The organism is Mesorhizobium sp. P2_E9 (assembly GCF_056403815.1).
Genome location: NZ_JBFUET010000007.1, coordinates 198,836 through 209,730 on the forward strand (window position 1 = coordinate 198,836; position 10,895 = coordinate 209,730).

Here is a 10,895-nt window from a genome sequence, read left to right on the forward strand (position 1 = left end):
AAACAGGCAGATGCAACAGTTTGACAATGCTTCCGCGGGCGACATCGTGCTTTCGCTCGCCGACCGGATCATCGAAAACCGGGCCTATCTCAGCGAGATCGACGGCAAGATCGGTGACGGCGACCACGGCGTCAACATGGCCAAGGGTTTTGGCATGGCGGCGGACAGGATCAGGGGCAACGACATGTCGCTGGCTTCGGCCTTCGATACGCTCGGCACCGTGCTGATGACCGAGATCGGCGGCTCCATGGGACCGCTCTATGGCATCATGTTCACCCAGTTCGCCGAAACGATCGAAGCCTCCCCGTCGATCGGTGCCGAGACCTTCGGCGCCATGCTGGGCGGCGGCCTCGAAGGCATTCAGACGATCGGGTCGGCCAAGGTCGGCGACAAGACCCTGCTCGACGCGCTTGTGCCGGCCATCGAGGCCTTCAACAGCGCCAACGCCGCCGGCAAGCCGTTTGCGGACGCACTCGACGCGATGGCCGCCGCCGCCGAGGAAGGCCGTGACAGCACGAAGAACCTCGTGGCCAAGATCGGCCGCGCCAGCCGGCTCGGCGAACGTTCGGTGGGCGTCCTCGACGCCGGCGCGACATCCTGCGCGCTGATCCTGTCAACCCTGGCGTCCGGCGCCAAGCAGAAGCTGCGGTCGCCCGCGACCGCCGGCCATTGAATTCATGAATATGCTCCTCCCGAGCAAAGGCTCCCGGCTGACATTGCAGCCGGGAGCGCGCTAGATGGCCGATCGCGGCAAGATTGAGAGTTCGCCCGTTTGCGCTCATCTTGACGATCGATCTTGGATTCGGGGAAACCAGGCAGCATGACCGTCAAGACATCATCGGCGCGCAGGAACGGAAACGAGGCGGCGGCCGAGCCCATCCCCTTGCGCTACGGCGACGACCCCTATGTCTGGGCTTGCTGGCTCTACTACGAAGATCACATGACGCAAGGCGACATCGCCGAGATCATGGGCATATCGCGGGCGACGGTGAACAGCTACCTGGCCGACGCCCGTGCCCGCGGCATCGTCAACATCTCGCTCGAACCGTCGCGGCTGAGCTCGCTTTCGATCGCGCAGGAACTCAAACGCCATTTCGGCCTGCATGACTGCCTGGTTGTGCCGAGCGACGACAATGCGCGGCCGCTAATCGACCGCCTCGGCGGGGCGGCGGCGCAGGCACTGGCCAAGTTGTTGAAATCCGGCGACACGCTTGCCGTCGCCTGGGGACGCACGGTGCTGGCGATCGGCGAGCAGGCATCGGTGCCAGGCCTGCAGGACGTCACCGTCGTCCAGGCCACAGGTGGAACGGCCGCCAACTTCGCCTATACGCCGGAACTCTGCGCATCGGCCATCGCCGGCGCGGTCAAGGCGCGGCTGATCAACATCACGGCGCCCGCGGTCGTCTCCACCGCCGAAGTCCGTGACATGCTTTTGCGCGAGCCGCTCATTCAAAGCCAGTTCGACGCGCTTGCCAAAGCCAACAAGGCGCTTTTCGGCATCTCGTCGCTGCGCCCGAACTCGACCATCCACACCAGCGGCTTCTTTGAATCCGTTTCACTGCAGCAATATCTCGCCAGGAACGCGGTGGGCGTCGTCGCCGGCCGCTTCATTGACGGCCAGGGCAATCCGGTGGCCGGCCCGCTCGACGACCGGACGATCGGCATATCGCTGGACATGTTGAAAGTCATAGGCCTGCGCATCGCGGTGGCCGGCGGCTTCGACAAGGTGCCGGCGATCCTGGCCAGCTTGCGCGGCGGCTACGTCAATGTGCTGATCACCGATGCCGCCACCGGCCGTGGCATCCTCAATGCCGACGGCGTCACGGAACTCGACCAGAAGCTGTCGCAGCGCCCGAGGGTCGACAACACGATCGCCCTGCCCGGCAATTACCGGACCCATATCAAGAAATTCCTCAACGATCCCGACGATGTCGTCGAGGAAATGCTCGATGGCGTGGTCAAGGCCCATGCCGCCTACATCAAGCCGATCAAGGGCTCCAATCGTGCCCTGGTCGCCCGCACCGGGCCGAGGCCCGGCAAGGTCGGGCTGGTGATCGGCGGCGGCTCGGGACACGAGCCCTGCTTTCTGAGCTATGTCGGCAAGGGCCTCGCCGATGCCGTGGCTGTCGGCAACATCTTTTCCTCGCCTCCTCCCGGGCCAATCCTCGAGTGCACCCAGGCGGCATTCGGCGGTGAGGGCGTGCTTTTCGTCTACGGCAACTATGCCGGCGACGTGATGAATTTCGACATGGCGGCCGAGATGGCGGCGGACAAGGGCATCGAGGTCCGGACCGTGGTGACGACGGACGATATCGCCTCGTCTCCGCTGGAGGACAGGGATGGCCGCCGCGGTGTCGCCGGGAACTTTTTCATGTTCAAGATCGCCGGGGCCGCTTGCGACCGTGGCCTGTCGCTTGATGCCTGCGAAGCGGTAACACGCAAGGCCAATGCGCGGACCTTCACAATGGGCGTCGCGCTGGAGCCCTGCTCGATGCCGCAGACGCGTCGCCACAATTTCGAAATCGGCCCAGACGATATCGAAATCGGCATGGGCATTCACGGTGAACCGGGCGTGATCCGCGAAAAGATGATGAGCGCCGATGCGATCACCGACCGGGTGATAGACCGCATCTTCTCCGAAATGAAGCCGGCGGCGGGCGACCGCGTGGCGGTGCTGATCAATTCGTTTGGCGCGACGCCCCTGATGGAACTCTACATTCTGTTCAGACGCGTCGAGCAGCGGCTGAGCGCGAAGGCCATCCAGATAGAAGCGAACTGGGTCGGCCACTATTGCACATCGCTCGATATGGTCGGCGCATCCATAACGATCCTGCACCTCGACAATGAGCTGTCGGAGCTTTTGCGCCACCCTTGCGATACGGCCGTGCTGCGGATCGGTTGAGGACAATAAGAGATGCGTCTTACCGACCAAGGCCGCATCCTGCTTGAACTGGGAGGACCATGATGTCGGACAATGCCGCACGACGCCTGAGCAGGATGTTCTACCGCATATCGATCGCCATCGAGGCGGGAAAGGATCGACTGTCCGATCTGGACGGCGCCATCGGCGACGCCGACCACGGCATCACCATGTCGCTCGGCTTCATGGCTGTGAACGCCTATCTGGCCAAACTCAATCTCGACGACACGCCTCCCTCGGGAATCTTCACGGCCGCCGCCTCGGCCTTCCTCGACGCCGTCGGCGCCTCCACCGGACCGCTCTACGCGACTGCATTCCGAAGGGCCGGACAGGCCCTCAAGCAGGATGAATGCCTTTCGCTCGCCGACCAGGCGGCGATCATCAAGGCGATGACGGCCGGCATCATGGAACGCGGCAAGGGGCAGCGCGGCGACAAGACCATGCTGGACGTGTGGATCCCCGCCACCGAAGCAGCGCTCAACGCGCAGGCCCGCAATGCCGGCGGCCTGGATATGTGGACTGGCATCCTCGAAGCCGCGGAAGCCGGCGCGAATGCAACGCGGTCCATGGTGGCGGCGCGGGGGCGGGCGGCGCGGCTCGGAGAGCGGTCGCTCGGGCACATGGACCCGGGTGCGGCTTCGGCCGTCATCATCCTGCGTGCGATGAAGGACACCTTCACCGAAAATGAGCCTCGCGGGCATTGAAAATCGCGCCTCGATCCCGCTCAGGCATCGATTGGTCCCAAAAATGGCCGACGTCTTGCCGGCACCGCTTGCCTTGCCAACGAAGAACCGAGCGTTTACAGGCGTTATCGGTGGAAGCGATCCTGCTGGAGGGACGGGATTTGCAAAGCGGGGCAACAAGGATGCGTGATAGCAACGCCTATGCAGTTGCGAGCAGGGACATCGTCTTCGAATCCTTCGATGGCGAAGCCGTGGTGCTCAACCTTGCCAACGGCAAGTATTTCGGCTTCTCCGATTCCGGCAGCAGGGTCTGGCAGGCGCTCTCGTCCGGGGTCGATGCCCAGGCCCTGACCGGGCTCACCGCCGGCGGTTCGACACTCGGCGCGGCTGAACTCGAACATTTCATCTCGCAATTGCTGGAACTGGGATTGCTGGTGCGTTCGGAAGCGACCGCGCAACCGCTGCCGGGCGATTTGGCTGCTGAGCTTGCCGCCACGAACGAGCCGCTCAATGTGAGCATTCACGACGACCTCGCCGACCTGATCATCGTGGATCCCATCCACGAGGTCGAGGAACCCCTCGGCTGGCCGGCGGTCAAGCAGGCATCCTGACGAGCCGGCTGCGTCGGAGATAGAGGGGCGCAGGAATGCCGCGCGTCACGCTCGAAACCTTGCCGGATTACGCCCGGTATCTCATCACCGCCGCTGATGCCGCACATTATCCGGCCACGCGGACGGTCCGGCTGCCCCGGCTTGAGCTGACCGCGCATGCCGGTCCAGGCGTGCTTGCGGAGGCGCTTGGCAACGCCTTCGTGGAGGCCGCGCATGATGATGCGGAACCGTCGGCATGCCGTATCTTCATCGCGCACCCTGGAATCGACGGCATCCCCGCGCCGGCACGGTGGGGCGACGCGCATTTCACCGAATACGGCTTTGCCGAACGGCTCGCCGAGGCCGGGCTGCGTGGCCACTATTTTCACGATCTGGATTTCTGGCAGGTCTACGATCCGCAACGCCACGTCGGCGTGCAGCTGATGACCTCGGCCGATGCCTTTCCGCCCTGGGAGCCGGCAGCGCCGCTGCGGGCCTTCCTGCATTGGGACTATGCGGCGCGCGGCATGCGGCTGACCCATGCCGGTACGCTGGGTGCCAATGGCAAGGGCGTGCTGCTCGCCGGCGCAGGCGGCGCCGGGAAATCCGGCACCGTGGCCGCCGGTCTTCTCAACGGGCTCGACAGCGTCGGCGATGACTATGTGCTGATCGATCTCGCGGGCGGCGTGACCGCGCGGCCGCTGTTTTCAACGCTGAAGCAGGACCCGCAAGGTTTCGCGCGGCTGGGCCTGAAGCAGCGACTGAAGATCGACAGTCGCTTGAACTGGCAGGGCAAGCACACGTTTCACATTGCCGATATCGCACCCCGGCCGGTGGCTGCAGCGCTGGACATCGTTGCACTGGTGGTGCCACATATCGGCGGTGGTGAGGCGAGTTCGATCATGCCGGTGTCGCGTCGAGACGCCATGATAGCACTGGCACCGTCGGGCATCATGCAGATGCCGGGGGAGCGCGAAAAGCGGTTTCCGCTTCTTCGGTGATCTCACCCGCCTGCTGCCAAGCTACCGCCTGTCCTTGGGAACGCATCCGGAGGAGATTGCCGGTACTGTTGCGGATTTTCTAACACGAGTTGCTTCGTGAAGTTGAGCGTGATCATGCCCGTCTACAACCGCGAACGCTATGTCGTTCCGGCCTTGCGCTCCTTGGTACGGCAGCGCGACGCCGCCGATCTCGACATCATCGTCGTCGACGACGGCTCGACAGACGGTTCGGCGGAAGCGGTGCGTTCGATGATGGTCCAGGCCCCCTGCATCCGCCTGTTCCGGCAAGAGAATATGGGTGTCGCCAGGACACGCAATACCGGGCTGAGGCAATTGCCTGCCGACGCGGAGTTCGTGTCGTTCCTGGATTCGGACGACATCTCGCCGGCCGGGCGCTTCAAAACCGATCTTGCGCGTTTCGACGCGAGCCCCGGCCTGGAGCTGACCTATTCGCTGATGACGCTGGCCGAGCGGATTGACGACGAGAGGCTGGAGCCTGCGGTCGACAGCCGCACCATGACGCTGCGGGGAATTTCGCTCAGCACCGCCCTGTTCCGCAGGAGCCTTGTCGAGCGAACGGGCCAGTTCGACGAGGAGTTCGAGCAGGCCGAGGACACCGACTATCTGCTCCGCGTTTTCGAAACGGGTCCGAACTATGAGTTGCTGGACACCGTCGCGGTCTACTACCGGCGCCACGCCGGGAATATCACCAAGGAACATGATAGCCGGGTCCGCAACTATCTGCGTGCAATCCACAAGTCGATGCGGCGGCGCAAGGCCGATCCGTCGCTGCGCGAGGTTCAGGGTATTTTCGAGCTGAAGAACACATCTGCTGATTGGCGGATGATGTGATGCCGAGGCTGAGCGTGATCATGCCGGTCCATAACCGCGAGACCCTTGTGGGCCCGGCGCTACGCTCGCTGCTTAGGCAGCGTGACGCCGCCGACCTCGACATCATCGTCATCGATGACGGCTCGACCGATGGATCGGCTGAAGCGGTGCGCTCGCTGATGGTGGAGAACCCCTGCATCCGCCTGTTTCAACAACCCAATATGGGTGTGACGCGGACGCGCAACACCGGGCTGGGACTGCTCGAACCGGAGACCGACCTTGTCTCCTTTCTCGATTCGGACGACATTTCGCCGGTCGGACGCTTTGCGGCCGATATCGAGCTCTTCCGCAACGACCCAGATCTGGATCTCACCTATTCAAGGATGATGCTGGTCGACAAGATCGATGACGAGCGCCTGGAGCCCGCCGCTGACAGCCGCAGCATCACGGTTCGCGGCATCCATTTGTCGGCGGCGATCTTCGCGCGCCGGCTTGTCAAGCGTATCGGTGTCTTCGATGAAGCCTTCCATCAGGCGGAGGACACCGACTACCTGTTGCGCACCTTCGAAAGCGGACCAAGATATGTGACGCCGGAGACCGTGGCCCTCTACTACAGACGCCATCCCGGCAACATGACCCGACAGACCGACGTCCAGTCGCGTGAATTCATGCGCGCCATCTACAAGTCGATGACCCGCCGCAAGGCAGACCCGACCTTGCGGCGAATCGAAGGCGTCTTCGAACTCAAGGATCTCGCAGACTGGCAGTTCATGTGATGAGCGGATACGGCGTCGTCATTCCGGCTTTCAATGCCAGCGGCACGATTACCGAGACGCTGCGATCCGTCGCCGCCCAGACGGTGCGTCCTGAACTGGTGGTGATCGTCGACGATGGGTCGACAGACGATCTGGCCTCAGCGATCGGCGGAACGGACCTGCCGGTGCAGCTGCTGCGCCAGGCGAATGCCGGGCCTGGCAGCGCCACGACCAGGGGCATCGCGGCGCTGTCGACGCCGCTCATCGCGACACTTGATGCGGACGACCTCTGGCTGCCGGACAAGATCGAGAGACAGCTGGCGCATCTCGACAGATGTCCCGCGACAGCGGGGGTTTTCTGTCACTGGCGGAATTTCCGCAACGACCAGCCTGACACGCCCGAGGCCGAGACCGTACCGGGCTGGTCGCGCACCACCATGATGATCCGTCGTGAGGTCGCCGAGACCATTGGACCCATCGTCGATCCGCCGGGCGGCCGTGGTGAAATGATCGACTGGATCGCCCGGGCGCGCGAGGCGGGCCTTGCCCTCGACATGCTGGACGAGGCGCTGGCGCTGCGCCGCATTCGGCCGGGCAGCCTGTCCTATGGGCGCGATGCGGCCCGCGACCGCGGCTATCTCGAGGTGGCACGGCTCGCCATGCTGAGACGGGCGCAGAACAAGGCCGGCTTGAGCTGATGGCTGATATTCGCCGTATCGAGCGTCGCTTCCCGGACTATGGCTGGTCATGGCCGACGGGCGGGCTCGACCAGTTGCTCAAGGCCGCCCTTCTTCCCGACGAGGATGCCGCTGCCGCTTGCGCCGGCCGCTGGCTGGACGAGAACGATATCGATCAGGTCTCGTTCCGCGAGCACCGGCTGCTGGCCGCGATCTCCGACAGGTTCGGCAGGAAGCTGGCCGGTCATTCCGCTTATCCGCGCCTCGTCGGCCTGCAGAAGATGCTGTGGACCAAATCGCGCATGGCGATGCGGGAAGCCGAACCGGCGCTGAAGGCGATGACGGATGCCGGATGCCAGGTGATGCTGATCAAGGGCGCCAGCCGCATTGCCTTGAACGCCTCGGCCCAGCGCGGCAGGGTGGCGCACGACATCGACATATTGGTGCGGTCGCAGGACATGAAAACGGCCTTCGACGTGCTGCGTGACGGCGACTGGCAGATCGCCACCGGCGTCAGCCCGCAATATCTGCGGACGAGACTGGCGTCGCTGCGCTCGATGAATTTCTTCAAGGGCAATCTTGGCGACATCGACCTGCACCAACTCGCCTATGACGGTTCGCAGCGAAGCGAGGAAGACGACCTGGCCATCTGGCAACGGGCTGATCCCGCCGAATTCAGCGGCGTCGGCGTGCTGGTGCCGTCGCCCGCCGACCGCATCGCGCTTGCCATCGCGCATGGCGGGCTCGACGCCCACACCCACAGCGACTGGCTGGTCGATTGCGCGGTGGCTATCCGCGGCGGCGATGTCGACTGGGATGTATTCCTCGATGTTGTCGCCAGGCGCGGCCTTGCCGTCGCCGCGGCGGTGGCGCTCTCCTATCTGGCGCTTGAAACAGGAGTGACGGTGCCGAGCGGAGTGCTGGCGCGCGTGCTTGACATGGCCGACCGCACCGGCCTCTCGCGTTGGTCGGCGGTGCTGCAGGCCAAGCCGCGGACCGATTTCGGCAGGCTGGTCTGGCTGTCGCGCGGCCTTGCCAAGCAGTTGCGGCTGAGGCGCAAGAGCGGCCGGCTGCGGCAGGAGCCGCCGGCCAAGGCCTGGCGCGGCAAGCCAGCCCGCAACGAGCCGTCGGAAACGGCGCCGCCATCGGTGTTCTCACAGGCCATACCGTGTCCGCGGACAGCGGGGGAGATGATGCTGGACGTCACAGTCCGGATCAATGTTCCACCGGTCCGCCGCCGCATCGAAATGGAGATCAATGCCGATGACGACCATATTGCGCGCCTGCGCGCCATCGCCATCAGCCGGTCCGGTGGCGAACGGGTGCTGCATTTTCGCGGCAAAGTGACGCTTGACGGGCAAAGGCACGCCGTGACGCTGGAGGCGCGACCTTCCCGGCAATTCCGCCAATGGGACGACGACGCGACAGTGGCGGCCTATGGCGCACTGCCCTTCCATCTGATCTCGGCGATTTTTTCGCCGCTGCGCTGAGAATCGCGCGGCTCTGGGCTATGCCTGACTGCCCGCCGCCGTCGAGACGATGTCCGTGCGTTCACGGGCTCTTATGTCGGCAAGCACCCATGCCGACAGGGACAATGGCACCAACACACCGATGCCAAGCCCGACAAAATTCACCAGATGAGCGATGGCAGGGTAGAGCCAGACCAGCGCCAGGAAAATCCGAGGTATGTTGGCGCGCGTCGAAAACAGATAGGCGACGGCGACAGCAAGACCGACCGTGTCGTAGCTGTAGCCATAAGGCGTCGCAACGGTTGCCAGCACGGCGGTGAGGACCACTCTTTCGCCATGCTGGACCTGCCGCCAGGGCAGCCAGACCCAGATGGCGGCGGCGATGGCGGCGATCGTCGCAACCGCCTGCATAGCATAGGCGACTGTCAGTCCCGCGCCGCATGCGCGCGCCAGGAAAAACATGGTTGCGGCGTTGGCCTGGTAGGGTTGCGGATAGGGCGCCTCCAGTATCGCCGTCATCAAGGGGCGGGTTTGCGTCCAGAACAGGTGCCAGACGTCGAAGCCGAGCGCGGCGCCGGTCAAAACGAACAGCGCTGCCGATGACAGGGCCGCGGCGACGATGGCGCGCCAATTGCCGCTGGCCAGCAGGCAGAACGGGACCAGAATGCCGAGATGCGGCTTGACCGTCAGCAGCCCGAACAGCAGCCCGGCAAGGACCGGCCGCTTTGGCGCCACGGCCAGTCCGCCGATGAGGAAGGCGGTGGTCAACGCGCCATTCTGACCGAAGATGGCGTTGACGAATACGGCTGGACACACACAGATGGCCGCTTCGGCAAGCGTGCCCAGTTTCAGCGGCCGCACCGCCAGCCAGAGGCAGAAGACGGTGCCGAAGGTCCAGATGAAATAGGCCGAAAAGATCGGCAGCAGCGCCAGCGGCGCGCCGAAGATGAGGATGCTGGGCGGGTAGCTCCATTCCTGGTTGGGAAGATCGGGCGAGAACATCCGCCGCAAGGCCGCGCGATAGGTGTCGACGTCGAACAGCCAAGCGACATGGCCGTCGAGCGCCATGCGCCCGCCGGCCCAAAGATTGGTGAAATCCCAGTAGGGCAGCCGGTCGCTGAGTTCGGAGAAGCCGTTCTCGTCGAAGGTCCACAAAGCAAGGTGGTAGCGCAGCCCGACCAAAATCCCGGTGCACAGCACAAGGGCCGCGAAACGGAAATCGGATCGATTGCGGGCAGTCTGATCGACCGGTGTCATCGTGCTGTTTTCCAAGACCCTGGCAGCCTTGATAAGGGATGGGCGTTAAGATCGGCTATACGGAGCCCTCGTCCGGTTTCGTCACCCGCCGCAGCGTCAGATTGATCCTGCCGCCGTTCTTGAGCAGTGCCGAGGTCGAGGGATAGATGCGGTCGACGCCATGGAAGGCAAGGCGGCCCTCGCCGCCGAGCACGACGACGTCTCCGCTCTTCAACCTGAACGACTTGGTGGCGCCCTCGCGCGTCGCCTGGCCGACCCTGAACAGGCAATCATCGCCCAGCGAGACGGAGACGACGGGTGCCGAGAAATCGGCCTCGTCGCGATCCTGGTGCAGGCCCATCTTGGCGTCGGCCGTGTAGAAATTGATCAGGCAGGCCTGCGGCGGATTCGGATAGCCCGACACCTGCCGCCACAAATCGAGCAGACCCTGCGGGATCGGTGGCCATGGTTCCCCGGTCAGCGGATGCGTCGGCTGGTAGCGATAGCCGCGCTCCTTGTCGGTGACCCAGCCGAGCGGGCCGCAATTTGTCATGCGCACGCTCATCTCCTTGCCGGTGCGCGGCATGGCCGGCACGAACAGCGGCGCCTGCTGGACGATGCCCCTCACCGCCTCGACCAGCGCCTCCTGAACAGTGCGGGAGAGGTAGGCCGGCATGTGGCGGACACCGTTGGGCAGAACGAGCATGGAATAGCGCACCTCGAGATGGTTCGA

General features: G+C 64.3%; 11 protein-coding genes. 9 read left to right on the plus strand and 2 right to left on the minus strand.

The window, feature by feature from the left end; all coding sequences use genetic code 11:
* The first annotated feature begins 10 nt into the window (after window positions 1–10).
* The 9 genes from dhaL (AC1D05_RS14425) to AC1D05_RS14465 all read left to right on the plus strand — a co-directional run bounded on the left by dhaL (AC1D05_RS14425) (window position 11) and on the right by AC1D05_RS14465 (window position 8,947).
* Entirely contained in the window at window positions 11–673 is a 663-nt protein-coding gene (dhaL, locus tag AC1D05_RS14425; protein WP_477441435.1) for a dihydroxyacetone kinase subunit DhaL, read from the plus strand.
* Window positions 674–820: 147 nt separating this feature from the next.
* Window positions 821–2,902, plus strand: coding sequence for a bifunctional sugar-binding transcriptional regulator/dihydroxyacetone kinase subunit DhaK (locus AC1D05_RS14430; protein WP_477441437.1), 2,082 nt, complete (start codon window positions 821–823; stop codon window positions 2,900–2,902).
* 62 nt (window positions 2,903–2,964) lie between these two features.
* On the plus strand, window positions 2,965–3,624 hold the full coding sequence (gene dhaL / locus AC1D05_RS14435; protein WP_477441634.1) for a dihydroxyacetone kinase subunit DhaL: 660 nt from the start codon (window positions 2,965–2,967) through the stop codon (window positions 3,622–3,624).
* Window positions 3,625–3,734: 110 nt separating this feature from the next.
* Window positions 3,735–4,214, plus strand: a complete 480-nt coding sequence (locus tag AC1D05_RS14440; protein WP_477441439.1) for a PqqD family protein — start codon at window positions 3,735–3,737, stop codon at window positions 4,212–4,214.
* Window positions 4,215–4,249: 35 nt separating this feature from the next.
* Complete coding sequence (locus AC1D05_RS14445; RefSeq protein WP_477441440.1) at window positions 4,250–5,194, plus strand: serine kinase; 945 nt, start codon at window positions 4,250–4,252, stop codon at window positions 5,192–5,194.
* A gap of 96 nt (window positions 5,195–5,290) precedes the next feature.
* On the plus strand, window positions 5,291–6,046 hold the full coding sequence (locus AC1D05_RS14450; RefSeq protein WP_477441442.1) for a glycosyltransferase family 2 protein: 756 nt from the start codon (window positions 5,291–5,293) through the stop codon (window positions 6,044–6,046).
* Window positions 6,046–6,801 (plus strand): glycosyltransferase family 2 protein, encoded by a 756-nt coding sequence (locus AC1D05_RS14455; protein WP_477441443.1) that lies wholly within the window; start codon window positions 6,046–6,048, stop codon window positions 6,799–6,801. The genes AC1D05_RS14450 and AC1D05_RS14455 overlap by 1 nt, the downstream gene beginning before the upstream one ends.
* The gene (locus tag AC1D05_RS14460; protein WP_477441445.1) at window positions 6,801–7,478 is read left to right on the plus strand and encodes a glycosyltransferase family 2 protein; all 678 of its coding nucleotides are present in this window, start codon (window positions 6,801–6,803) and stop codon (window positions 7,476–7,478) included. Before AC1D05_RS14455 ends, AC1D05_RS14460 begins: the two co-directional genes overlap by 1 nt.
* The gene (locus AC1D05_RS14465; RefSeq protein WP_477441446.1) at window positions 7,478–8,947 is read left to right on the plus strand and encodes a nucleotidyltransferase family protein; all 1,470 of its coding nucleotides are present in this window, start codon (window positions 7,478–7,480) and stop codon (window positions 8,945–8,947) included. The genes AC1D05_RS14460 and AC1D05_RS14465 overlap by 1 nt, the downstream gene beginning before the upstream one ends.
* Before the next feature lie 18 nt (window positions 8,948–8,965).
* On the opposite strand, the gene AC1D05_RS14470 is transcribed toward AC1D05_RS14465, so the two are convergent.
* Window positions 8,966–10,183: a glycosyltransferase family 87 protein gene (locus tag AC1D05_RS14470; protein WP_477441448.1), complete on the minus strand. Its 1,218-nt coding sequence runs from the start codon at window positions 10,181–10,183 to the stop codon at window positions 8,966–8,968.
* A 55-nt stretch (window positions 10,184–10,238) separates the two neighbouring features.
* Complete coding sequence (locus tag AC1D05_RS14475) at window positions 10,239–10,868, minus strand: alpha-ketoglutarate-dependent dioxygenase AlkB family protein (RefSeq protein WP_477441450.1); 630 nt, start codon at window positions 10,866–10,868, stop codon at window positions 10,239–10,241.
* Window positions 10,869–10,895: the final 27 nt, after the last annotated feature.